Genomic DNA, 23120 nt, shown 5'->3' on the forward strand with positions numbered 1-23120 from the left:
ATGGCGATCGATAACCCGGTTAAACGTATAAAAAAAACCAGAGTGAATGTGCCTTCCGGCGCGACTCCCGCTGGACAGATCCAATCGCTGACCCGTGGGTTAAAATTATTGGAATACATTGCTGAATCCCACGGCAGCGTGGCGCTAACCGATCTCGCCCAGCAGGCGGGACTGCCCAACTCTACCACCCATCGCCTGCTGACCACCATGCAACAGCAGGGTTTTGTCCGTCAAGAAGGGGATTTGGGACTGTGGACTATTGGTTCCCATGCTTTTGTGGTGGGTAGTAGCTTTTTGCAAAGCCGTAACCTGCTGGTGATGGTCCATCCGATGCTGCGGCAGTTGATGGAGCAATCGGGTGAAACGGTGAACCTGGCGGTACTTGATACCAGCGACTACCAAGCGGTGATTATCGATCAGGTGCAGTGTACCGCCCTGATGCGGATGTCAGCGCCTATCGGCGGTAAACTGCCCATGCACGCCTCCGGCGCCGGCAAGGCGTTTCTTGCTACGTTGCCCGATGAGCAGGTGGTACAACTGCTGCATAAAAAAGGCCTGCATACCTACACCCCGCATACCCTGAGCGCGCCCCATAACCTGAAAGAGGCGCTGTCGCAAATCCGCAAGCAAGGATTTTCTTTTGACGATGAAGAACATGCGCTGGGATTGCGCTGCGTGGCGGCCTGCATTTATGACGAACATCGCGAGGTTTTTGCTGCGATCTCCATTTCCGGCCCGGTGTCCCGTATTACCGACGATCGGGTCATCACCCTGGGCGCGCTGGTGATGCAGGCCGCTCGCACCATTACCGCCCAGTATAGCGGCGCTTAAACAAAAAAGACCGCCAACGGCGGTCTCGTTCAATGGCCGGTTTGCTGTAAACCGGCCTCTACAGGCATTAAAACTGCTGTTCTTCCGTCGAGCCGGTGAGGGCCGTTACCGAAGAGGCGCCGCCCTGGATAATGGTGGTGACTTTATCGAAATAACCGGTGCCCACTTCCTGCTGATGAGACACAAAGGTATAACCCCGTTCGGCGGCGGCAAATTCCGGCTGCTGCACCTTTTCCACATAATGTTTCATGCCCTCGCCCTGTGCATAGGCATGGGCGAGATCAAACATGTTAAACCACATGCTGTGGATCCCGGCCAGGGTGATGAACTGGTAGCAATAGCCCATGGCTGACAGGTCGTCCTGGAAGCGGGCGATTTGTCGGGCATCCAGTTTTTTCTCCCAGTTAAACGACGGAGAGCAGTTATAGGCCAGTAATTTCCCGGGGAAACGGGCATGAATTGCCTGGGCAAAGCGCCTGGCGTGTTCAATATCCGGGGTTGAGGTTTCACACCAGACAATATCGGCATAAGGAGCATATGCCAGACCGCGGCTGATGGCCTGTTCAACGCCGGCATGGGTACGATAAAAACCCTCCGGGGTGCGTTCGCCACTGATAAAAGCTGCATCATAAGGATCGCAATCAGAGGTGAGCAGATCGGCGGCATCAGCATCGGTACGTGCCACCAGCAGCGTCGGTACACCAAGTACATCGGCGGCCAAACGCGCTGCCAACAGCTTTTGCACGGCCTCCTGGCTGGGTACCAGCACCTTGCCCCCCATATGGCCACATTTTTTAACCGCCGCCAGTTGATCCTCAAAATGTACCCCGGCGGCGCCGGACTCAATCATGGCTTTCATCAGTTCGAATGCATTGAGCACGCCGCCGAATCCCGCTTCAGCATCGGCCACTATGGGTAAAAAGAAATCGGTATAACCGGTTTTGCCGGGCTCGACGCCGCTGGCCCACTGGATTTGATCGGCGCGACGAAAAGTATTGTTAATGCGCGCCACTACCGAGGGAACCGAGTTGGCCGGGTAGAGGGACTGGTCTGGGTACATGCTGCCGGCCAGGTTGGCGTCCGCCGCGACCTGCCAGCCGGATAAATAAATCGACTCAATCCCGGCCTTGGCCTGTTGCAACGCCTGGCCGCCGGTGAGTGCGCCGAGGCAATTCACATAGCCCTTACGTGCACCGCCATGCAGCAGTTTCCAGAGTTTTTCCGCCCCATGGCGCGCCAACGTACATTCGGGATTAATGGAACCACGCAGACTTACCACATCTTGCGCACTGTAAGGCCGGACAATGCCTGCCCAGCGCGCTGTTTTCCATTCTTCTTCCAACTGCTGAACTTGTTGAGTACGAGAGATGACCATGATAAGTATCCTTTTTATTATGAGGTAGGGTTAAGGCAATAAGGCATAACCGGGCAACGTCAGGAAATCGATCAGTTCTTCCTGGGTGGTGATCCGCTCCATCAATTGTGCTGCGTCGTTGAAACGTCCGCTGTCAAAACGCTCGGCTCCCAGTTCCCGACGTATCACCTGCATCTCTTCGTCCAGCATGCTGCGAAATAAGGTGCGGGTGACCGTGCAACCATTGCTCAAAGGCTTTTCATGGAAAATCCATTGCCATATAGAGGTACGGGATATTTCGGCGGTGGCCGCATCTTCCATCAGGCCGTAGATCGGTACGCAGCCGTTGCCGGAAATCCAGGATTCGATATATTGCACCGCCACCCGAATATTGGCCCGCATGCCGGCATCAGTCCGCTCCCCGGGGCAGGGGGCCAGCAGTTCCTCGGCGCTAATAGGCGCATCCTGCTGCCGGGAAACGTCAAGCTGGTTTTGACGCGGCCCCAGAACACGGTTGAAGATATCCATAACCGAATCAGCCAGCCCAGGGTGGGCAATCCAGGTACCGTCATGGCCGTTGCCGGCTTCCAGCTCCTTATCGGCCCGCACTTTTTCCAGCACCCGGCGATTTTGTTCCTGGTCCTTGCTGGGAATAAATGCCGCCATACCGCCCATGGCAAAGGCGCCGCGCCGGTGGCAGGTTTTGATCAGCAGGCGAGAGTAGGCGCTCAGGAACGGCTGATCCATGGTCACCGATTGACGATCCGGCAGTACACGGTCGCCATGATTTTTTAATGTTTTGATATAGCTGAAAATATAATCCCATCGTCCGCAGTTGAGTCCGACGATATGATCCCTCAGGTGGTAAAGAATTTCGTCCATCTGGAAAACCGCCGGTAGAGTTTCAATCAACACCGTGGCCTTAATGGTGCCACGAGGCAATTGGCAGTAGTCTTCACTAAAGCTGAACACGTCGCTCCACCAAGCTGCTTCCTGCCAGCTCTGGGTCTTCGGCAGATAAAAATAGGGTCCGCTGCCTTTGGCCAGTAGTGGGCGATAGTTGTGGAAAAAGTAGAGAGCAAAATCAAACAGTCCGCCAGGTATGGCCTCTCCTTGCCACAATACGTGCTTTTCCGGCAGATGCAGGCCGCGTACCCGGCAAACCAGCACGGCGGGGTCGGGTTTGAGCTGGTAGATTTTACCTGCGTCATTGGTATAGGTAATAGTGCCGTTAACCGCATCGCGTAAATTGATTTGGCCGTCGATCACCTGGGCCCAACCGGGTGCCAGAGAATCCTCGAAATCCGCCATAAACACTTTTACGTTGGCGTTGAGTGCATTAATCACCATTTTTCTTTCTACTGGACCGGTTATTTCCACCCGCCTGTCCAATAAATCTGCCGGAATGCCACGGATTTTCCACTCTTCATCATGAATGGAAGTGGTTTCCATAAGAAATCCAGGCAAAGCACCATCGTCGATTTTTTGCTGCCAGACGGTGCGTTCCGCCAGCAGTGCCTGGCGCTTTGCCGAAAATCTGGTTACCAGCGCTACCAGAAATTCTACCGCTTCAGCGGTCAGTATATGTTTTTCCGCCGCGCCAATCGGCTGTGTGAATGTCAATTCCGATCCGATTATCTGTTGCGTCATGCCGTTTTTCCTCTGCTGTTTTCCGCACCAATGTCTTTTGCCTGCCGCTGGATGCCCCTTGGTGTGGGGACTGCTCTTTAAATAGGTACTGCTCATCTTTTGTGCCGACGACCCAGCATACCCAGTTAAATATAAAAATCAAAAATGATTTCCATTTTTAATTACTTTTTTAATTTTTGATTTATTATCAATAAGTTACTATGTATTTATAAATAATTATTTTGAGAAGTAACTTCCATTATAAAGTTAAACTGCATTTAACTCTTTATTTTTTCGAGGAATTTAAGGTATGTGAGCGAATCTTACGGTTTGGAAATATCGGATAAACCTCAGAGGGCGCGTTGTTAGCCGTCGCGAATGTTGCACAAGGGTGCTGACATCGAGGGATCAGGCTATGCGAGGTTTGAAGGCCGATCTGGGCGCTTAACACGCAGTGCGGTTCCGTACTTGTAAAAAACGTATACCAGACCAAGCCGAAAGCAAGAATAGCGCGTTATTAAGCCACCCGGGATAACCCTACTCAATAAAAATGCTGTAGTTTTAACCGAAGGCTATTTTGACGGTAAATTGGATGCAAGCAATGACAGGCGTGCCATGGCTATTTTCGCGTTAGAGAGTCATTTACTGATATTGCGGTGTTGGGGAAAATGAAAAAATATTTCTTGTTATTGACAATGGAGGAAGATAAGTACTTGTAACCGAATGATTTTTCGCGTGTGTAAGCTTTCTATTTGGCCGATTTCAAAGCAAAATTGAGTTATTCAATAACACCATGAAAAAGTAAAACGTTGACGTACTCAGGCGCGTAGAAAACCAATATCGTTATGATGCAGACGTGGTTGCTTCGAAAATAATGGATCATTGACATGAAGTATGTATTTTTTATATTTTTAATGTTTGTCACAATATCGCTCAAATACACTTGTCATAAGTTATTTTAATTGTGAGGTGGATCGCATTTTGTATATTACGGTTATCTGCATCCAATTTTTACCAGATTCGTTTATGTGATTATCTGGGTGGATTTGTCCATTTTTTATATATATAATCATCAATATTTTCATTATCAAAAGAAGAAAAATATGTTTTTCGAAAAATGTAATGATAAAATTAATTATAAATTTTATTCTATTGTTAATGAATTTCTAGATAAAAAATATCATACTGCATATGAATTGGCCAAAAAAAATAGTGTAAGTGAGAAAACTATTAGGATGAGAATAAAGGAATTGAATGATATTTTAATATTAAACGGAGCGATTATAAATTCAAAATCTAAAATGGGATATCAATTAGCTATTTTGAATGAAGAAAAATTTAGCGAATTTAATGAAAAAATAGAACGGAATGATAAAAAGAAAACACCCACAACCTCTAATGAAAGGGTGCTCTATGTTTTGGCATTACTATTAAATCGAAATGAATATATAAAGTTGGAGGAGATCTGCGATTTATTGTATGTTTCCAGAAATACGATGACATCAATTTTGAAAAAAATAGACTGTATTCTTGATGTTTATAATTTATCACTTGATAGAAGGCCTTATTATGGAATAACCATACAAGGGAAAGAAATTGATAAAAGAATATGCATAGCTAATAATTTGCAGAGACGAAGTGGATTAAATAAAGAGAATGGCCACAAACAGTTAGAGCTGAAAATCATTGGTAAAATAGTTCTTGATATGATCTATAATCACGGATTACGTATTTCTGAAATATCGTTGGATAATTTTATTTTGCATATATATGTATCGATTGTGCGCGTCAGACAGGGATTTATCATGTCTATCGATAATGATAAAATATGTTCCTTGATTGATGCGGATACTCTTTTTGTAGCAAAAGAGATCGTATCAAAAATACAGGAAGAAATCAGTGTCAATTTCCCTGAGCAAGAAACGGTTTATTTGGCGTTGCATATGGAAGCTAAACTTTCACCTAGGTCGGGCAAAAATATAGCATCTAACATTATTATATCTGGAGAGATAGATAGTTTATCGCTTGCAATGTTAGACGTTATTTTTGGTAGTTTTAAAATTGACTTCCGTAATAATCTTGAATTACGAATGTCCCTTAATCAACATATGGTGCCATTTGATATAAGAATGCTATATGGCATTCCGTTGAAAAACCCTCTTCTTGATGAGATTAAAAAAGAGTATGCCTTAGCTTACACTATTGCTATAACTGCGTGTATTGTTTTAAAACAACATTATAAGAAAAATATTCCTGATGATGAAATAGGATATTTTGCTATGATTTTTGAACTGGCGCTTGAAAAGAAAAACACTGTTATTGAAAAAAAGAACATTGTCATTGTGTGTTCCTCTGGAAAGGGAACGACGCAATTGTTTATGTATAAATATAAGCAGGCTTTTGGTAAATACATAAATAACATATACGAGTGTACCGCTTACGAGTTGGTTTCTTTTGATTTTAAGGCGAATAATATAGATTATGTTTTTACGACTATCCCTATTAATATGAGTGTACCCGTACCTGTATTTGAAGTGAACCCATTTCTAGAACAAAAAGATATTGTCACCTACAGTGAGATGTTTAAGATGGGTAGTAACGAATTTTTGAAAAAATATTACAGCAAGTCTTTGTTTTTGAATAATATTAATGTTAAAACCAAGAAAGAAGCGATAAAAGTTCTTTGTGAACATACAAAAAAATATGTTGAACTTCCTGATGAGTTTTATGATGCTGTAATAAAAAGAGAAGATTTAGGACAAACTGATTTCGGCAATTTGGTTGCTATTCCACATCCGTTTCAAGTGATCACCAAAGTCAATTTTGTCACGGTGGGGATATTAAAAGAGTCATTATGGTGGGGTAATAACGAAGTGCAGGTCATCTTTCTTATTGCACTCTCCGATGAGGAAGATGAAGACATAGAACGGTTTTATCAATTGACTACAAAACTATTGTTCAATAAAGAACACATTGATTTTCTTATTGAAAATCAGAAGTTTGAGGTAATGATCGACTTACTTGGCTCCGGATCCAGTCCAAGTGAATGACCTCGCGAAATCAGTATTTACCACATTGAAAATGGTAATTTTGGGGTTGGAGTTTTCAAACAAAAATTTGTAGAGTAAAGACAAATAGCCATTAGGAGAAGTCAGCGTGTCGGACATTAGCTTGGAAGATATCATAACCGAACTTGTTGTTAATAGTGGCAGTGCGAAAAGCAAAGCAATTCAAGCTATTAGAGCTGCAAAATTGGGGGACTTTGAAAAAGCCGCATTGAAAATAAAGGAAGCAACCGAATCTCTACAAAATGCACATCGCTTCCAAACCGAAATCATTCAGGCAGAGGCCAGAGGAGAGAACAAATGCGAAGTCTCTCTTATTATGGTCCATGGGCAAGATCATTTGATGAATGCCATTACAACAAAAGACCTTGCGATTGAAATTATTGATCTCTGTAAAATCATTTATAAAAAATAAGGGTAAAAATGATCTATATCACATTAATATGCGCAGCGGGTATGTCAACGTCCATGCTGATGGCAAAAATGCAACAAAGTGCCGAGAAAAATAATATTTCAGCAAAAATTGTCGCCATGCCTGAAGCCAAATTTGAAAATTACAACGAGCCTACTGAAATACTACTTTTAGGTCCGCAGATTGCGTATCTCGAGGATGATGTCAGAGAAAAATACGAACCTAAAGGAATCAAAGTTGCAGTGATCGATATGGTGGATTATGGCACCATGAATGGTGAAAAAGTTCTCAAAGATGCTCTGGCTTTGTTGAATAGCTGATCTCAGTTTTCTGAGGTTGATACTTAAAATAAGGACGGCCAAAATTATAGATTATTTTGGTAGGAGTCTATATGTTTAATTTTGACTTTGATAAAAAAACGATTACAGGTAAAATTAATCCAATAGTAAATAAATTACAGACCAGTAAATTGGTTAACGGTATTACTGGCGGTATGATGGGCGCGATGCCGATTACTATTCTCGGTGCGTTTGCCGCTCTCTTACTTAACCTTCCCATACCCGTCTATAAAGAATTTATTGCAAGTGTTGGGATAGCCAGTGCTTTAAAAATAATAATCATGTTTACCACAAACTTCCTGGCAGTAATTTTTGGTGTGGCTATCGCTGGGAGTTATGCTAAACAACATCAAGAAGATGGCCTTTTCTGTAGTCTGCTGGCCTTGATTTGCTTTTTCATTGTCACGCCCGTAACCATTCCAGATAAGGGATTTGTTTCAATCCCAATGCAGTGGTTGGGGGGGACGGGTATTTTTACTGCAATGGTTGTCAGTCTGTTGTCGACCAGAGTGTATGTTTTTCTCAAAAGAAAAGGATTCACTATAAAGATGCCGTCGAGTGTTCCACCGGTGGTAGCCAGTAGTTTTAGTAGCCTAATACCCGGGTTTGCATCTATTATTTTGTTTGCCATTATTGCAACGCTGTTTTCCGCCACACCGTTCAAAAACATGCACCAGTTTGTTTATTCATTTTTGCAAACGCCGCTTGAAGGTTTAGGCGGTAACATTTTCACAATACTCATTGTTTGGACCTTCGCGCAACTTCTGTGGTTCATGGGCATTCATGGCACAATGGTGGTGTACTCAGTCTTTCTGCCAATATTGACCTCATTGGATGCAGTTCAATTGGCAGCCTACTCGGTTGGCGCCCCGTTACCGAATATTACTGGTCGATCATTTATAAGCACTTATACCATGTCGTCAAGCGCCATTGGTTTTACACTGCTTATGTTGTTTGCATCCAAAAGCCAACGGTACAAAGCCTTGGGGAAACTGACTACTATTCCAGCTCTATTTGGTATATCTGAGCCGTTAGTCTTTGGGACGCCACTGGTGTTCAACTTTAGATTCGCCATACCTTTTATTTTTATGAATGCGCTGGCGTTATTGATAGCCTATGTTGCAACTTATTTGGGTATTGTGCCAAGAGTCGCAGGAATAACACCAATATCGGGCGTACCCATTATTCTTAGCGGGATTATGGAAGGAAGTTGGAAAATCGCAGTATTACAAGTGTTTTTGGTCGGCATACAGGTGCTTGTCTGGTACCCGTTTTTTAGAAAAGCTGACAAGGAATCTTATATTCTTGAGAAAAACGGAAAGCAAGAACCTACTGAATGAAATCCGTGGAATATATTAATTAATTACCCTTATGCATTATCAAACAATAAGAGTGTTATAGGATGAGATTACGGCAATACCTAACTCATCAATATGTTCATAGCGAAAGAATATACGGTAGTGCCTAATATTATAGAGAGATGATAATGAGCAAATGTTTTCCTGACAATTTCCTCTGGGGAGGCGCCATTGCCGCAAATCAAGTAGAAGGGGCTTATTTGACTGATGGCAAGGGACTCTCTACTGCGGATCTATTGCCGCATGGCATCATGGGTGAACGACAGTTACGCACGCCTGGGGATAGCAATATCAAGGATATAGCGATCGATTTTTACCACCGCTATCGGGAAGATATCGCCCTTTTCGCCGAGATGGGTTTTACTTGTTTACGCATTTCCATCGCTTGGACGCGGATCTATCCGCAAGGTGATGAGGATACGGCAAATGAGGAGGGGCTGGCTTTTTATGATCGTGTGTTTGACGAACTGGCAAAATATAATATCCAACCAGTGGTGACATTATCTCATTATGAGATGCCTTACGGGCTGGTTAAAAACTATGGTGGTTGGGGTAACCGGCAAACGATCACTTTCTTTGAGCGTTACGCACGCACTGTTTTTTGCCGTTATCGTGACAAGGTGAAATATTGGTTAACATTCAATGAGATCAATATGTCGCTTCATGCCCCCTTCACCGGCGTTGGTCTACCCAACACGAGTGATAAATCGGCAATTTACCAAGCGATCCATCATCAATTAGTGGCGAGTGCGCGCGCGGTCAAGGCCTGTCATGCGCTAATATCAGATGCCAAGATCGGCAGTATGCTGTTGGGAGGGATACTTTATCCGCTAACGTGTAAACCGGATGATGTGATCGAGACCTTACAGCAAAACCGTGAATGGTTATTCTTTGGGGATGTGCAGGCCCGTGGTGCCTATCCCGCTTATATGACGCGTGTGTTTTCTAAACACGGCATCAGGTTATACATCACCGACCAAGACCGTCAGGATCTGCAGGAAACTGTGGATTTTATTTCCTTCAGCTACTATATGAGCGGTTGTGTCACAAAAGATCAAGAACTGAATCAACAGGCACGCGCCAACATCTTAAATATGGTTCCAAATCCTCATCTTCCACATTCCGAATGGGGCTGGCAAATTGATCCCGTTGGCTTGCGCTATCTGTTAAATGTGCTTTATGACCGCTATCAGAAACCACTTTTTATTGTGGAAAATGGTCTCGGTGCCAAGGATGTTTTGACCGAAGATGGCTCAATACAAGATGAGTATCGGATCAAATACCTCAATGATCACCTTTATCAGGTTGGCGAAGCGCTGGAAGATGGCGTTTGTATTTTAGGTTATACCAGTTGGGGACCTATCGATCTCGTCAGTGCCTCGAAAGCTGAAATGTCGAAGCGGTATGGGTTTATTTATGTCGATCGCGATGATGATGGCAATGGCACCTTGGTGCGTCGACGTAAAAAAAGTTTTTATTGGTATGCCGAGATTATTAAAAGTTGTGGAAAAACGTTGAAAGCGCCTCACATTGAATAATATATATTTACAATATCAATCAATATTTTAAATATAAATAAAAAATAGAATCTGACCCTATCAATAGAGAGTGAAATATGATGGTAAATAAACACAGTATATTAATGCTTATTTTGGTATTGATTACAACCACGATTCACGCAGCTGAAATAAATGATGATGAAGATACTCTGCGATTTCGCTTGAAAAATGATTTTCGCCGGGCCGACCGTCCTAGTGCTGGCGCTTCGGCTAGTGATATTTATGGCTGGGTGCAAGGTGGAATGGTAGATGTCAATACTCATTACTACAATGACTTTATCGGTGCATCCGGGGGGGGATATTATGTCTATAAACTCGGAGCCAAATCAAGATGGAGTACACGAGGTTATCTAGCAGATCACGATAGTTTCGGCATCGCGTTAGGGGCAATTAAACTTAAGCCGGCAGAAAATATACACATCAAAATTGGTCGTTTTAGCACTGATAATGGATATGGGAGTTTGCCGTATCGAGTGCCGCTGATTGCTGGAGGATCGACACGGACCATGCCGACAATTTCACAAGGAATTCTCGGACGTTACGATCCTACTGAAAATATCGACCTCTGGGGAATGTGGCGGACACGTGTTTTCTATTGGTCGGATGCGGCCGTTGGGGTGCGTGACGAAGGCGTATATAATACCTCAACCGGGCGTTACGATATTCACCGCCCGCGCTCATTTCTCGCTGCAAGTTGGCATGATGCCAGCAGTCGTTACTCCGTCGGAGCATCCATGCAGGAGGATGTTTCCAACCAATATCAAACTATTGTTGAGAAAAAATTTCTTCTCGATAACAAAAACAGTATCAAAGTTGAGATGCTGGCATTTTATGCCCAAGTTGACGGTATTTCGCGGGCCAATAGTTATTATGATAATACGTCGGTCTATTCTGGTCAGGTGACCTATGCCATGAATGATATCAGTTTTTTTAGTTCAATAGGTAAGCTGACACATGCACTACCTGGATCCATCGTTGATACTGACATCGGTTACCCAAACTCGCTTAGTATCGATAGAAATAAAGAAGATATGCTTTCATGGCAGGTCGGTGTTCAATATTTCTTTCAGCCTAATTTCAGCGTAATGCTTGCCCCGCTTATGACACGTGGTTATGAGGATTCACAACGAACCATTGAGATCCACGGCCAAGGCGTACTCGCCGGTGTGTTTTATAATGTGACCGAAGGGCCTCTGTCCGGCATGAAAATGTATGTTGCATCCGACGTGGCAAAAGAAAAACGTAACGGAAGTAGTTTAGGCAATTCACTGCACTATTGGGATGTTAAGGCTGGAATACAATATGACTTTCTCATGAAATAAATATCTAGAATTTTATTTTTTATGCAAGTTATTATTGAAGAACACATCAGTATATTATTATAACGGCGGAGGGTAGCTCGCATGTTTATCTGTCGAGTGAGATTGGTAAAAAATTCGCCTCCTATGCGCTATTTATCAATATATGGAGTTTAACATGCTAAGACCCATTGAAAATGATGTACGTGAATGCAAAAAAATCGACGGATTATGGGACTTCAAAATAGACCAACATCGATGCGGGCATAATGAGGAGTGGTGGAAAAAGCCATTGCAGGAAGCCAGAAAAATTGCCGTGCCCGCCAGTTATAACGATCAATTCGCCGATGACGCGGTGCGTGACCACGTGGGCGATGTATGGTATCAAACCACGGTAAGACTGCCTCAGGGTTGGGATAATCAACGTATTGTTCTCCGGTTTGACGCTGTTACCCACCGAGGCGCCGTTTGGGTTAATGACACCTTGGTCATGAACCACCAGGGAGGCTATACACCTTTTGAGGCTGATATCAGTTCCTATGCCGTTGGTGAACGGGTGTTCAGGTTGACCGTGTGTGTCAATAACGAATTGTCCTGGCAGACCATTCCGCCTGGCATGGTCGTGGAACAAGGCGGGGTGCGCAAACAACATTATTTTCACGATTTTTTCAACTATGCAGGCATCCACCGCCATGTTTGGCTTTATACCACTCCCAAGAAATTTATTCGAGATATCACGATAACCACCGATTTACATTCACCGCTTAACCAAGGGTTGGTGAACTACCACATTGACGCGGTGGGAGAGGTAACGTGTCAATTAGTTGATCGTGACAACATCGTTGTGGGGGAGAGTAAAGGGAAGGATGGCACCCTGATTGTTAATAATCCCGTACTGTGGCAACCAGGTAACGCCTATTTATATACCTTGCAGATCGACACTGAGCACGATAGCTACGCATTACCCGTCGGCATTCGAACCGTCAGGGTAGAGGGTGATAATTTTCTTATCAATAACGAACCTTTTTATTTTACCGGCTTTGGACGTCATGAAGATGCGGATCTGCGAGGTAAAGGATTTGATAATGTCTTGCTGGTCCACGATCATGCGTTGATGTCATGGATCGGGGCAAATTCTTATCGTACCTCCCATTATCCTTACGCGGAAGAAATGCTGGATTGGGCGGATGAGCACGGTATCGTTGTGATCGATGAAACGCCCGCGGTGGGGTTTAACATGTCATTGCCCATGATCAGAAATTTTGCCCGGCCTGAAAAGCTCTTTGGCCCCGAGACCCTTAACGATGAAACTCAACGAGCGCATCAGAATGCTATCTGTGAACTCGTTGCTCGTGATAAAAATCATCCCTCTGTAGTGATGTGGAGCCTTGCCAACGAGCCTGATGCCAGGGAAGCCGCTAGTCGCGACTATTTTCAACCTTTGGTAGAAGTGGCAAGAAAGCGTGATCCTTCTCGGCCTATTTGTTGTGTCAATATCACTAAATCTTCTGTACACGAGGATAAAATCAGCGATCTTTTTGATGTGTTGTGCTTGAATCGTTATTATGGATGGTATGAATATCCAGGTGATTTGGTTGCGGCGGAAATAGCATTATCCGATGATCTTACCGCATGGCATGAAAAACACGCTAAACCTATCATTATCACTGAGTACGGTACTGATACTTTGGCTGGATTGCATTCAGTCCATGGCGACATGTGGTCAGAGGAATATCAATGTGCGTTTCTCAATATGTATCATAAGGTATTCGACCGGCTACCGTTCGTCATAGGCGAACATGTATGGAATTTTGCCGATTTTGCGACGTCACAAGGAATTGTGCGCGTTGGGGGAAATAAAAAGGGCGTTTTCACCCGCGATAGACGCCCCAAATCAGCTGCTTTTGTTTTGAAGGCACGGTGGACAACGATGTCCTATGGGCGTAAGCCAAACCGAGAGTGAAAATGCGTTTATACGGGGCTGCGCTCGTGACGCGCATGTCCCGTAGCTCACGAGGCGTAAGTCGCCTTGTCGACGTGGTGGGATCACCACCAACCTGGTCGGCGAGTTTGATCTCGCCAATGGGACCAAAACCACTGATGTCCACGAGCAGCACAAACCGCACGAAAATCAATCGAATATAGATATATTTTACAATTAATTCATCATGTTGTGGATGATTAACCATGCTGCGAATTGTCAGCTTCGCATCGTGTATTTTGTCGAAGGTTGTGTTTTTATGTGTATTTTGCACATTTATCATTGACGTCATTCAGCGGTAAGCATAATGTGTGCATATTACACTTATTATCTCATTCACTGAAGGTGACAAAAATGAAAGCAGCTGTGGTTTCTATGGCGGGAAAACTGCCGGTATACGATGATTTTCCTGAACCTAAAGCCGATGACAACCATTTGGTGGTCACGGTGAAAGCGACCGCGATGAGCCAACTGGCCAAATCCCGCGCCGCCGGCACCCATTACAGCTCAACGACACAGTACCCCTTTATCACCGGGGTTGATGGCTCGGGGTATCTCAGCAACGGTGACCCGGTATACTTCCTGGCGTTGACTTCGCCCTGGGGCAGCATGGCGCAGAGAACACGAGTGGGGGTCAATAGTATCGTGCCGCTACCCGCAACACTTGACCCGGTACTGGCCGCCGCGCTGGCCAATCCCGGCATGTCGTCCTGGGCGGCATTAACGCGCCGTGCGCAGTTGCGCAAGGGTGAAACTGTGTTGATTAATGGTGCGACCGGCACTTCTGGTGGTCTGGCAGTCCGCATCGCACGCCATCTTGGTGCCGGTAAAATCATTGCTACCGGTCGCAACCGTGAGGTGCTGGAGAAACTGCGCACGCAAGGTGCCGATATCACGCTGACGCTGGATGCCTTGCCGGCGGAACTGCCTGCGCTGATGGCCGAGGGCATTGACGTAGTGCTGGATTATCTTTGGGGCCAGAGCGCACTCGACATCATGCATGCTGCCGTTGCCGGTGGCGAAAAGGTGGTGCGCTTTGTACAAATCGGTTCGCTGAGCGGCCAGGATATTTCGCTACACAGTAAATTGCTACGCTCCTCTGGGCTGACCCTAATGGGTAGCGGCCTTGGTAGCGTATCGAACGCAGAGCTGGTTGCTTGTATCGGCGAACTTCTGCAAGCCGCCGCGCAGAGCGATTTTTCCATTCCATTCCAGATACGTCCGCTAAGCGAGGTGAACAACGCCTGGGGCGAGGATGATAGTCGTTGCCGCACGGTGTTTACGCTGTGATAAGCTGCGAGTGATCAGGCGTTTTTGCCATCGCTGGTTTTCAGTTGGCATCGACGCTCAATCACCTGCTGACCTTAGCATGGCTGAAGAATTAATGGAGGCTTTTTGACCCATTCTGAGGTTAAACGCCTGACCGGCATGGCCTGCGTATTTATAGCGTCAATTCTGTGGGGCACCACCGGAACGGCGGCCACGTTTGCACCTGAACTCAGCCCGCTGGCTGTCGGTGCCGTAGCGATGGGCATCGGCGGTCTGCTGCAGGGCCTGATCGCCGCCGACATCATGGTACGCCAACGCCAACAGATCGCTCGTCAGTGGCCTTATTTGCTTACCGGGGCGCTGGCTGTGGCCGTGTACCCGCTCGCATTTTATGCCGCCATGCGTTATGCCGGCGTAGCGGTGGGGACCGTCATCTCGATTGGTTCGGCTCCGCTGTTGTCATCGCTAATTGAATATCGCCTGGATGGGCTGCGCCTGACCCGCAAATGGATATGCGGGGCGGTCATCGGGGTCGCTGGTATGGCGCTGCTTTGTCTGGCGCAACGTGGTGCGCATCCTGCGGGTGGTGGTGAGCATGCCACAACAGGCATGCTGCTGGGTCTGGTGGCCGGGTTCACCTACGCCCTGTATTCCTGGTCTGCACGTCGACTGATGTGCAAAGGCATCGCGCCCCGGGCAGCCATGGGCGCGACCTTCAGTGCCGGTGGTGTTCTACTGATGCCGGTCCTGCTGATGACCGGTGCGCCGTTGTTACACTCTTGGACGAATGCTGGCGTAGGAATCTACATGGCGCTGATCCCGATGTTCTTCGGGTATATCTGCTACGGAATAGGGTTGGCCCGGATAAGCGCCAGCACAGCGACCACGATCACGCTGCTTGAGCCCGTGGTGGCAGCGGTGCTGGCGGTGATGCTGGTTGGCGAAACACTCCCCCTGAGTGGCTGGATCGGCATCGGGCTGATTGTCGCTTGTCTGTCTATTATTACCGTACCGGCAGGGCTGCTTATCCCGCGCTGGCGTGGCCCAAGGCGTCCAGCACGGTTTTAACTGCTTCTTTTGATCCCGCACGGTAAACCGGCTTTACACCAGCGATAAATGCCTTGTGGTACGTTGACGCCACCTATTTTATCGAATTAGGGGGCGGAAACTACCGGTTAACGCTGGAGCTTCAGTAATGTCTTCTTCTGTGGCACAGGACGGACCGATTGTGACCATCAAGTACAAAAAAAGTTATGTCGTGTGCATGCTAAAGGGCGCCGGTACTGGGTCTGATCAGAACGTGGCAACCTCGACGTGTTATGCCATGAACTCGTCATCTGGATTGGTCTTGGTTTGCGCCAACGGCGAACGGCGGCTCTGCCCACCCATCAAGAGTCACCGCGATCTTAGCGAAGTGAACACCCTGCTGCGTCGAACTCGCGTACGATCAGTGACAGACTTTCTCCACGGTCAAGCGGAGAAGTTTAGCCGCGCCAGATGATCTGTGACCGAGCAATCCCTGTTCTAAGGGGCGGGGGCGTGACGATCGTTCAGGTGCAAGATGGCAACGATTGAGAGAGATGACGGGAGCAATAATTTACCTTATCCTCATATCCTTCAGGTCTTGAATACTGCTCATATTCACTTTACTGATAGTTGGGCTCGTCGGTCGCCTTTGCTACAATCCAGCATTGATCGCGATTGAGCATTTGGTGTTGTCGCAGCAATCTTTCTCAAGAACGACCTACCCATCCTGGCTTGTATAAGCCCACAGTATTAGAGATAACGCATGGAAACGATTCGCTGGGGCATGATCGGTTGCGGTGAGGTTACCGAGGTAAAAAGCGGGCCTGGACTTTACAAGGCTGCGCATTCCACGCTGTTGGGCGTGACCAACAGAACGTTAGCCAAGGCCGAGTCATATGCATTACGTCATGGTGTGTCCCGGGTCTACCCGGATGTGGCTGCTTTGCTGGCCGATCCCGAGATTGATGCGGTGTATATTGCTACGCCGCCGGCCGAACACCAGGCACTGACCTTGCAGGCAGCTGCTGCCGGCAAACATGTGTACGTGGAAAAACCGATGGCAATGAACCACGACGAGTGCAAGGACATGATTGCTGCTTGCCAATCCGCCGGTGTACGGCTCTATGTGGCGTTCTACCGTCGTGCCATGCCGCGTTTCTTGCAGGTGAAGGACTGGATCGATCAGGGTGCCATCGGCACTGTGTGTACAGTGAGCATTCTGCAGCGCCAGAAACCGGCACCCAACGAACTCTCACCAGAGACGTTGCCCTGGCGTTTGCATGCTGATGTGGCTGGGGGCGGCAAATTTTTGGATATGGGTGTGCATGTGCTCGATATGCTCGCATTCTGGTTTGGGCCGGTCAGCGAAGTACAGGGTCACGCCAGCAATCGTGGCGGTCTTTACGATGTTGAAGACACCGTCACTGCGACCTGGCGCCATGCTAATGGTGTCACAGGTGTCGGTAACTGGTGTTATGTGGGCCACGATGATGCCGATCGCGTTGAAATTACCGGCACGCACGGTCGCATCGAATTCGCGTTTTTTGCCGATTCACCATTACGCCTGGTCACCTTGGCAGGGGTGAAGGAAACCGCTATCGCCAATCCGACCCATGTGCAGCAACCCTTTATCCAGGGTATTGTCGACGATCTTAATGGCATAAGTGGTTACCCGGGTGATACTCAAGCCGCAGCGCAAACCACTGCCGTCGTCGATAGGATCCTGGATTCGTTTCGCCGAGGAACGGCGGGCCCCGTGCTGGGGACCAACCGCTGAGGGGTAACAGTTATAAAAGGAATTAAATAGGGTTCAGGAATACTGAATGCCTTAACTGTGCATGGGTTTCATGTATTCCTGATCTGGGCAAGGCGTCGGGCGGTCATGCAACCCCCTATTGACAATGGCAAGATTACTGCTGGACGATATCACTGCATAAGAGAAGTGATAGGAAACTGGCAACGTGTGCATCCTTTGGGCAGACGGCACCAGTTGAACAAGCTTCAGGCGCGTTAGTGGGTACAGTGCTGCAATGACTGCCAAGACATAAGGCGCGGCTGTGGCGCGAGTCAATGTTGTATTGTTCAGGCGGTTAAGCATTCCGTTCAGTTGAGTGGCGAACCCGCACCTGGCGAGAGGGTCTGGACCTCGACCCGCGTGATCTGCGACATGTCGAAACCGGCCATGTCCTGCGCGAAGCCCGGACTCGCCATGTAGGCCCGGATGGCCTGCTCTGGGTCGATGCCCTTAGTGAAGCGGAGCAGAGCCACCACTTCGCGAGAGTTCTCTGCAACCGTGAAAAAACCTTCGGTGGTGATGCCTAATGCGCCGAGGCTGGCGATGTGGGCGCGCCAGATCGCAAGGTAAGCGATGGTGGCGTTTTCGCACGCCAGAAAGTAACGGCGTAACTGATAAGTCGTCATTTGACGATCCTCGATGTGTCGATAGTTCCAAAAATGGAATGCGTTATACCGCGCGTCAGGATGCAGTGTGGAGATGTTTCCACACCCCACCGTAAGTGCCAAGCTCACTGAAACCGCCATCGGCGGCCAGGTCAATGCCAGTGATGAAGCTGGAGGCGTCGCTCGCGAGAAAAAGAACTACCTCTGCCATCTCCTCGGGACGGCCCGCGCGACCTAGCGGTGTCAGCTCAACCAACTCGCGAAATAGCGTACCGGCAGGGTCCATCATTGGCGTTGCTATTACTCCGGGATGGAGCGCGTTGACACGGATGTTGGCGGGCGCGAGCTCGATCGCCGCTGATTTTGTCAGGCCACGCACCGCCCATTTGGACGTAGAATAGCCAGCGACCGGGTGGCCCATGATGCCGGCAGTGGAGCCCAGGTTGACAATACTGCCGCCACCACCGTGCTTCATCAGCGGCGCGCACGCCTGTATGCCAAGAAATTGTCCCGTCAGGTTGACGTTCAACATGCGATCCCATTCCTCCCGCGTGGTATCGGTGAGTGCATGGCGAACGTTGGTGCCCGCGTTGTTAATGAGAATGTCGAGCCGGCCTGTCCGTTCCTCTATTTCGCTTACCACCCTCTGCCAAGCCCCGGCATCAGTGACGTCAAGACGTTCGAAACTGGCACCCTTACCGATCTCTGCGGCGAGTGCGTGGCCTTCTTCCTCCAGCACGTCGCACAGGAACACGCGCGCGCCCTCACGAACGAATAAGCGCGCCTCTGCCTCGCCTTGTCCGCGCGCGCCACCCGTTATCAACGCGACCTTGTGCTCAAGCCTACCCATGTCATTTCTCCTGGTTCTGTGGTACTCAGTCGATTGATCGGCGCAAACGCGCCGAGATCCCAAGCGAGCACTATAATTGAGAAGTTTTATTTGGATAATCCGCTAAATTCTGCGAACATATCCAATCAGGAGTGTGGAATGGATCGATTAGAGAGCATGTCTGTGTTTGCCCGTGTAGCACAAGCGGGCAGCTTCAGCGCAGCAGCCAAGGTGTGCGGGTTATCCCCTACCATGGTTGCAAATCACGTTCAGGACTTAGAGCGCCGGCTTGGTACCAAGCTGATTCAGCGCACGACTCGCAGGCAAAGCCTGACGGAGGTGGGTCAAACCTTCCTCGCCGATTGCTTAGACGTGCTTGCCCGCGTCGAGACGGCGGAGGACGCGGCGCGAGAACGGCATAGCCGTCCCTCCGGGCATCTGCGGGTAAGTGCCACTGTGTCGTTCGGCACAAGCGTCGTGACGCCGCTTATTCACGATTACCTCAGGCTCTACCCAGACGTGGAAGTCGACCTACGGCTAACCGATCGGGTCGTTGACCTGACTGAAGAGGGCATCGAGGCCGCATTCCGCTTCGGCGATCTACCCGATAGCGGGCTGATTGCCCGGCCACTGCGCCCTTGCTTTAGGGTAGTTTGTGCATCACCCGACTATCTCGCGAAGCATGGTGTTCCGCTCACCCCAGCTGACTTGGCACAACACAATTGCCTCTTGTTCCGCGATGGGGCTCCGCGCAATCACTGGCAGTTCTCCGGTTTGTTGCCCGTCCAAGTGTCGGGCCGCTTCGTTGTCGATAATGGAACGGCATTGCTGTCGGCGGTGAGGGATGGCTTAGGTGTGGCGCTGCTGGCGGATTTCGAAATAGCCGATGATATTGCTACGGGGCGCCTGGTTAGGCTGTTGCGCGATACCGCCACTCCGGCATGGCCGCTGGCTCTCGTTCACTTGGCTGACCGGCGCATGACGGCCAAGCTAAGCCGGTTTGTTGAACTCGCTCTTCAACGATTGGGGTGATCAGTGACTGACCCGAGAGATCCCAGTGTGCGCCCACCGATGTAGGAAATAATGGCAGGCTAAGAATTATCCCGCCGCCGTAAAGGCCGGTATTGACCCTTTTTGATCGTCCGACGTGACTGGGTGATTCACAACCCTGGTTTTGTGGGGGGATATCTTCACCCCCTACCTACCGTCCCAGAGCGATCCCGGAATAGCCACCTGACCATCAAACAACAGGCGAGCCGTACGGACCAATCCGCTACTCACTACGTTGCCGTTCGCGTCGCACTGCAATATCACGCTAAATTCCCCACTGGGGTGTTCGATCGCCAGGCGGTGTGTTGCCTCGGTGCCGACCTGCGCCAGGCCCGCAGTGATACTGCCGGCAATCAGACAGGCTGTCGCCACGCTTACCGCCCCCAGCACGCCGATAGACGTGTGGCAGCGATGCGGGATAAACGTGCGGGTAGTGAGGGTGCCTCCCTGTGTCGGCGGCGCGATCAGCGTCATTTTTGGTACGGTACGCTGGCGCACATCACCGAGATGCATTTTTTCTCCGGCTTGCAGACGAATCGATTCCAGACGGGCTTTCAGTTCTTCGTCCTTATCCAGCGCGTCGCAGCTTTCATAGCCTGTTCGATCCAAATCGGCCGCGCTGAGCAACACCACCGGCATCCCATTGTCGATGCAGGTCACCTCAATACCATCAAAACAATCACGCGCCTGCCCGGTGGGTAACAGCGCACCGCAGTTGGAACCGGCAATATCCTCGAAGTTCAGGATTTGTTCAGCGCCGCACCCTGGCACGCCGTCAATCCGGGTATCCCCTTCATATTCCATCATTCCATCTGGCGTGGTGACCACCGCTTCGGCGATGTTGCCGGTGTTTACCATAAAAATCCGCACCACCGTGGTCTGGTGTTGTACTGCCACCAGACCTTTTTCAATGGCGTAGGGCGCGATAGCGGCAAGGATGTTGCCGCAGTTTTGACCATAATCCACTACGGCCTTATCAACATTGACCTGGGCAAACAGATAATCGACATCGGCCTTAGGATGTGACGACGGCGAGATAATAGCGACTTTACTGGTCAGCGGATCGGCGCCGCCGATGCCATCAATCTGTCGGGCATCCGGGGACCCCATGATTGCCAACAAAACCCGGTCGCGCAGGATGATGTCGGCAGGGAGATCGGCGGCTAAAAAGCAGGCGGCCTTTGAGGTTCCACCACGCATCAACACACAGGGAAGCCGCGTCTGTTTCATCAGAGTTCACTCCGCAGTTGTTCAAGTGAATCCACATAACGCAGGCCTTTCTCCGCCAGTTGCGCTCGCATCTGATAGATATCCAGTCCCAACTCGCCTGCAGCCAACCGCTGGCGCTTGCCCTCTTCCAGCTCAACGCGTTGGTGCGCCGCCAGAGCGACCGCCGGCGCCTGTTGGCGGGAGACAATCACGACGCCGTCGTCGTCCGCCACCACGATATCGCCGGGATAGACTAACTGCCCGGCGCAGATCAGGGGAACATTCACCGAACCCAGCGTGGCTTTAACGGTGCCCTGGGCATAAACAGCGCGCGACCAGACGGGAAAGTTCATGTCGCGCAGCGTCTGGCTATCACGAATACCAATGTCCCCGACCAATGCCACCACGCCGCGCGCCTGCAAAGATGTCGCCAGTAGATCGCCAAAAAAGCCATCGTGACACTCGGAGGTCGGCGCAACCAGCAGAACGTCGCCCGGCTGGCATTGCTCTATGGCAACATGAAACATCCAGTTATCACCTGGTGAAACCAGTACCGTGACCGCGCTGCCCGCAATGGATTTCCCTTGCTGCACCGGACGGATGCGCACATCCAGTAATCCCTGACGTTGCTGGGCTTCATGCACCGTTGCCACGCCATAACTGGCGAAGCGAGACATTAATGTCGCATCGGCGCGCGTTATATGGCGTACCACCACGCCTTTTTTACCCGTCAGACTCATGATAGATCCTCCGTGACGCGTGGGAACAGGCTCTGATACCCCTCGGCATAACTGATAACATGGGCGCTGGCGATACCCACGTTACGTTTTGCCTGCACTGCGCGTTGCAATGCCGCTCGGGTATAGTATTCCCACAGATGCTCCTGACCCTCCATACACTGGATAGCCGCGTATTTTTTATCCCACACGGTGGTGATATCCAACAGCACGTCCGGTTTCCAGAGGCATTGTTCGGATTGATGCGGTTCGAAACAGTATACCGGCGGCGCGCCTATGATGGCTTCTCCAGGACGATATCCTTCAGCCTGCGCAATGATGCGCGCTTCCTGAGTCAGGTTGGACGCCCGTGGATGATCATAGTTGTAGGGATCGCTAACCGAATGCGTTAAGACAAAATGTGGCTGTACACGTCGGAAGACATCTGCCAGCCGAAACAGATCCTCCTTGTCAGCGTATAGCGGGTAATCACCGAGGTCAAAAAACTCAATACTGGCACCGAGGATCTCTGCTGCGGCCTGCGCTTCCGCGCGTCGCGTCAGTTTAACGTCCTCTTCGCTCATATTGCCCCGGCGCCACAGCTTCGCTGATTCGCCACGCTCGCCAAAGGACAGACACACCACATGAACCTGATAGCCTCGCGCAACGTGCAGGGCGATAGCGCCACCGGCGCGCCAGACAAAATCCGCGGAATGAGCACTTACCACCAGGGCATTTTTTTCTGCGTTATTCACCATTATTGATTCCTGCGTTGGCCGTTTATTTCATCCTGGCA

The 23120-nt window shown here is 49.2% G+C and carries 20 protein-coding genes; 13 read left to right on the forward strand and 7 right to left on the reverse strand.

What is annotated here, in order from left to right; genetic code table 11:
* A complete protein-coding gene (iclR, locus tag SJI19_RS04105) occupies positions 1 to 831 on the forward strand; it encodes a glyoxylate bypass operon transcriptional repressor IclR (RefSeq protein ID WP_323476993.1) in 831 nt (276 codons plus the stop codon).
* A gap of 67 nt (positions 832 to 898) precedes the next feature.
* On the opposite strand, the gene aceA is transcribed toward iclR, so the two are convergent.
* On the reverse strand, positions 899 to 2206 hold the full coding sequence (gene aceA / locus SJI19_RS04110; protein ID WP_323476994.1) for an isocitrate lyase: 1308 nt from the start codon (positions 2204 to 2206) through the stop codon (positions 899 to 901).
* 30 nt (positions 2207 to 2236) lie between these two features.
* Positions 2237 to 3835 carry a malate synthase A gene (gene aceB / locus SJI19_RS04115; protein WP_323476995.1) on the reverse strand — a complete coding sequence of 533 codons (1599 nt, stop codon included), beginning with the start codon at positions 3833 to 3835 and terminating at the stop codon, positions 2237 to 2239.
* Positions 3836 to 4917: 1082 nt separating this feature from the next.
* Between aceB and SJI19_RS04120 the strand changes: the two genes are divergently transcribed.
* From SJI19_RS04120 to SJI19_RS04170, 11 genes are all read left to right on the forward strand, one after another.
* Positions 4918 to 6864, forward strand: coding sequence for a BglG family transcription antiterminator (locus tag SJI19_RS04120; RefSeq protein WP_323476996.1), 1947 nt, complete (start codon positions 4918 to 4920; stop codon positions 6862 to 6864).
* Between the two features lie 106 nt (positions 6865 to 6970).
* Positions 6971 to 7294: a PTS lactose/cellobiose transporter subunit IIA gene (locus SJI19_RS04125; protein ID WP_323476997.1), complete on the forward strand. Its 324-nt coding sequence runs from the start codon at positions 6971 to 6973 to the stop codon at positions 7292 to 7294.
* A gap of 8 nt (positions 7295 to 7302) precedes the next feature.
* Complete coding sequence (locus tag SJI19_RS04130) at positions 7303 to 7611, forward strand: PTS sugar transporter subunit IIB (protein WP_323476998.1); 309 nt, start codon at positions 7303 to 7305, stop codon at positions 7609 to 7611.
* 71 nt (positions 7612 to 7682) lie between these two features.
* Entirely contained in the window at positions 7683 to 8969 is a 1287-nt protein-coding gene (locus tag SJI19_RS04135) for a PTS sugar transporter subunit IIC (RefSeq protein WP_323476999.1), read from the forward strand.
* Positions 8970 to 9115: 146 nt separating this feature from the next.
* Positions 9116 to 10525, forward strand: a complete 1410-nt coding sequence (gene ascB / locus SJI19_RS04140) for a 6-phospho-beta-glucosidase (RefSeq protein WP_323477000.1) — start codon at positions 9116 to 9118, stop codon at positions 10523 to 10525.
* 77 nt (positions 10526 to 10602) lie between these two features.
* Positions 10603 to 11868 (forward strand): glucuronide uptake porin UidC, encoded by a 1266-nt coding sequence (gene uidC, locus SJI19_RS04145; protein ID WP_323477001.1) that lies wholly within the window; start codon positions 10603 to 10605, stop codon positions 11866 to 11868.
* Between the two features lie 154 nt (positions 11869 to 12022).
* Positions 12023 to 13807 (forward strand): beta-glucuronidase, encoded by a 1785-nt coding sequence (gene uidA, locus SJI19_RS04150; protein WP_323477002.1) that lies wholly within the window; start codon positions 12023 to 12025, stop codon positions 13805 to 13807.
* A gap of 372 nt (positions 13808 to 14179) precedes the next feature.
* Positions 14180 to 15115 carry a zinc-binding alcohol dehydrogenase family protein gene (locus SJI19_RS04155; RefSeq protein ID WP_323477003.1) on the forward strand — a complete coding sequence of 312 codons (936 nt, stop codon included), beginning with the start codon at positions 14180 to 14182 and terminating at the stop codon, positions 15113 to 15115.
* A 138-nt stretch (positions 15116 to 15253) separates the two neighbouring features.
* Entirely contained in the window at positions 15254 to 16162 is a 909-nt protein-coding gene (locus SJI19_RS04160) for a DMT family transporter (RefSeq protein WP_323477079.1), read from the forward strand.
* 127 nt (positions 16163 to 16289) lie between these two features.
* Positions 16290 to 16595, forward strand: coding sequence for a hypothetical protein (locus SJI19_RS04165; protein ID WP_323477004.1), 306 nt, complete (start codon positions 16290 to 16292; stop codon positions 16593 to 16595).
* Positions 16596 to 16883: 288 nt separating this feature from the next.
* Positions 16884 to 17897, forward strand: a complete 1014-nt coding sequence (locus tag SJI19_RS04170) for a Gfo/Idh/MocA family oxidoreductase (RefSeq protein WP_323477005.1) — start codon at positions 16884 to 16886, stop codon at positions 17895 to 17897.
* Positions 17898 to 18223: 326 nt separating this feature from the next.
* Here the strand turns inward: SJI19_RS04170 and SJI19_RS04175 are convergent, their stop codons facing one another.
* A complete protein-coding gene (locus SJI19_RS04175) occupies positions 18224 to 18541 on the reverse strand; it encodes an NIPSNAP family containing protein (protein ID WP_323477006.1) in 318 nt (105 codons plus the stop codon).
* A gap of 55 nt (positions 18542 to 18596) precedes the next feature.
* Entirely contained in the window at positions 18597 to 19370 is a 774-nt protein-coding gene (locus tag SJI19_RS04180) for a glucose 1-dehydrogenase (protein ID WP_323477007.1), read from the reverse strand.
* A 156-nt stretch (positions 19371 to 19526) separates the two neighbouring features.
* Here SJI19_RS04180 and SJI19_RS04185 point away from each other — a divergent pair, with 156 nt between their 5' ends.
* Positions 19527 to 20381 carry a LysR family transcriptional regulator gene (locus SJI19_RS04185; protein WP_416347499.1) on the forward strand — a complete coding sequence of 285 codons (855 nt, stop codon included), beginning with the start codon at positions 19527 to 19529 and terminating at the stop codon, positions 20379 to 20381.
* 165 nt (positions 20382 to 20546) lie between these two features.
* Here SJI19_RS04185 and SJI19_RS04190 read toward each other — a convergent pair whose 3' ends face one another.
* The 3 genes from SJI19_RS04190 to SJI19_RS04200 are packed head-to-tail and all read right to left on the reverse strand — an operon-like array spanning position 20547 to position 23082.
* On the reverse strand, positions 20547 to 21629 hold the full coding sequence (locus SJI19_RS04190) for a 4-oxalomesaconate tautomerase (RefSeq protein ID WP_323477008.1): 1083 nt from the start codon (positions 21627 to 21629) through the stop codon (positions 20547 to 20549).
* On the reverse strand, positions 21629 to 22348 hold the full coding sequence (locus tag SJI19_RS04195; protein ID WP_323477009.1) for a 4-carboxy-4-hydroxy-2-oxoadipate aldolase/oxaloacetate decarboxylase: 720 nt from the start codon (positions 22346 to 22348) through the stop codon (positions 21629 to 21631). Before SJI19_RS04195 ends, SJI19_RS04190 begins: the two co-directional genes overlap by 1 nt.
* On the reverse strand, positions 22345 to 23082 hold the full coding sequence (locus SJI19_RS04200; protein ID WP_323477010.1) for a PIG-L deacetylase family protein: 738 nt from the start codon (positions 23080 to 23082) through the stop codon (positions 22345 to 22347). The genes SJI19_RS04195 and SJI19_RS04200 overlap by 4 nt, the downstream gene beginning before the upstream one ends.
* Positions 23083 to 23120: the final 38 nt, after the last annotated feature.

It is taken from the genome of Acerihabitans sp. TG2 (genome assembly GCF_035013185.1).
In the GTDB taxonomy this organism is placed as follows: Bacteria; Pseudomonadota; Gammaproteobacteria; order Enterobacterales; family Enterobacteriaceae; genus Acerihabitans.

Excerpts from the sequence above, each read along its gene's own strand:
- iclR (WP_323476993.1), top strand. The coding sequence starts at position 1 with ATGGCGATCGATAACCCGGTTAAACGTATAAAAAAAACCAGAGTGAAT.
- aceA (WP_323476994.1), bottom strand. The coding sequence starts at position 2,206 with ATGGTCATCTCTCGTACTCAACAAGTTCAGCAGTTGGAAGAAGAATGG.
- aceB (WP_323476995.1), bottom strand. The coding sequence starts at position 3,835 with ATGACGCAACAGATAATCGGATCGGAATTGACATTCACACAGCCGATT.
- SJI19_RS04120 (WP_323476996.1), top strand. The coding sequence starts at position 4,918 with ATGTTTTTCGAAAAATGTAATGATAAAATTAATTATAAATTTTATTCT.
- SJI19_RS04130 (WP_323476998.1), top strand. The coding sequence starts at position 7,303 with ATGATCTATATCACATTAATATGCGCAGCGGGTATGTCAACGTCCATG.
- SJI19_RS04135 (WP_323476999.1), top strand. The coding sequence starts at position 7,683 with ATGTTTAATTTTGACTTTGATAAAAAAACGATTACAGGTAAAATTAAT.
- ascB (WP_323477000.1), top strand. The coding sequence starts at position 9,116 with ATGAGCAAATGTTTTCCTGACAATTTCCTCTGGGGAGGCGCCATTGCC.
- uidC (WP_323477001.1), top strand. The coding sequence starts at position 10,603 with ATGATGGTAAATAAACACAGTATATTAATGCTTATTTTGGTATTGATT.
- uidA (WP_323477002.1), top strand. The coding sequence starts at position 12,023 with ATGCTAAGACCCATTGAAAATGATGTACGTGAATGCAAAAAAATCGAC.
- SJI19_RS04155 (WP_323477003.1), top strand. The coding sequence starts at position 14,180 with ATGAAAGCAGCTGTGGTTTCTATGGCGGGAAAACTGCCGGTATACGAT.
- SJI19_RS04160 (WP_323477079.1), top strand. The coding sequence starts at position 15,254 with ATGGCCTGCGTATTTATAGCGTCAATTCTGTGGGGCACCACCGGAACG.
- SJI19_RS04165 (WP_323477004.1), top strand. The coding sequence starts at position 16,290 with ATGTCTTCTTCTGTGGCACAGGACGGACCGATTGTGACCATCAAGTAC.
- SJI19_RS04170 (WP_323477005.1), top strand. The coding sequence starts at position 16,884 with ATGGAAACGATTCGCTGGGGCATGATCGGTTGCGGTGAGGTTACCGAG.
- SJI19_RS04175 (WP_323477006.1), bottom strand. The coding sequence starts at position 18,541 with ATGACGACTTATCAGTTACGCCGTTACTTTCTGGCGTGCGAAAACGCC.
- SJI19_RS04180 (WP_323477007.1), bottom strand. The coding sequence starts at position 19,370 with ATGGGTAGGCTTGAGCACAAGGTCGCGTTGATAACGGGTGGCGCGCGC.
- SJI19_RS04185 (WP_416347499.1), top strand. The coding sequence starts at position 19,527 with ATGTCTGTGTTTGCCCGTGTAGCACAAGCGGGCAGCTTCAGCGCAGCA.
- SJI19_RS04190 (WP_323477008.1), bottom strand. The coding sequence starts at position 21,629 with ATGAAACAGACGCGGCTTCCCTGTGTGTTGATGCGTGGTGGAACCTCA.
- SJI19_RS04195 (WP_323477009.1), bottom strand. The coding sequence starts at position 22,348 with ATGAGTCTGACGGGTAAAAAAGGCGTGGTGGTACGCCATATAACGCGC.
- SJI19_RS04200 (WP_323477010.1), bottom strand. The coding sequence starts at position 23,082 with ATGGTGAATAACGCAGAAAAAAATGCCCTGGTGGTAAGTGCTCATTCC.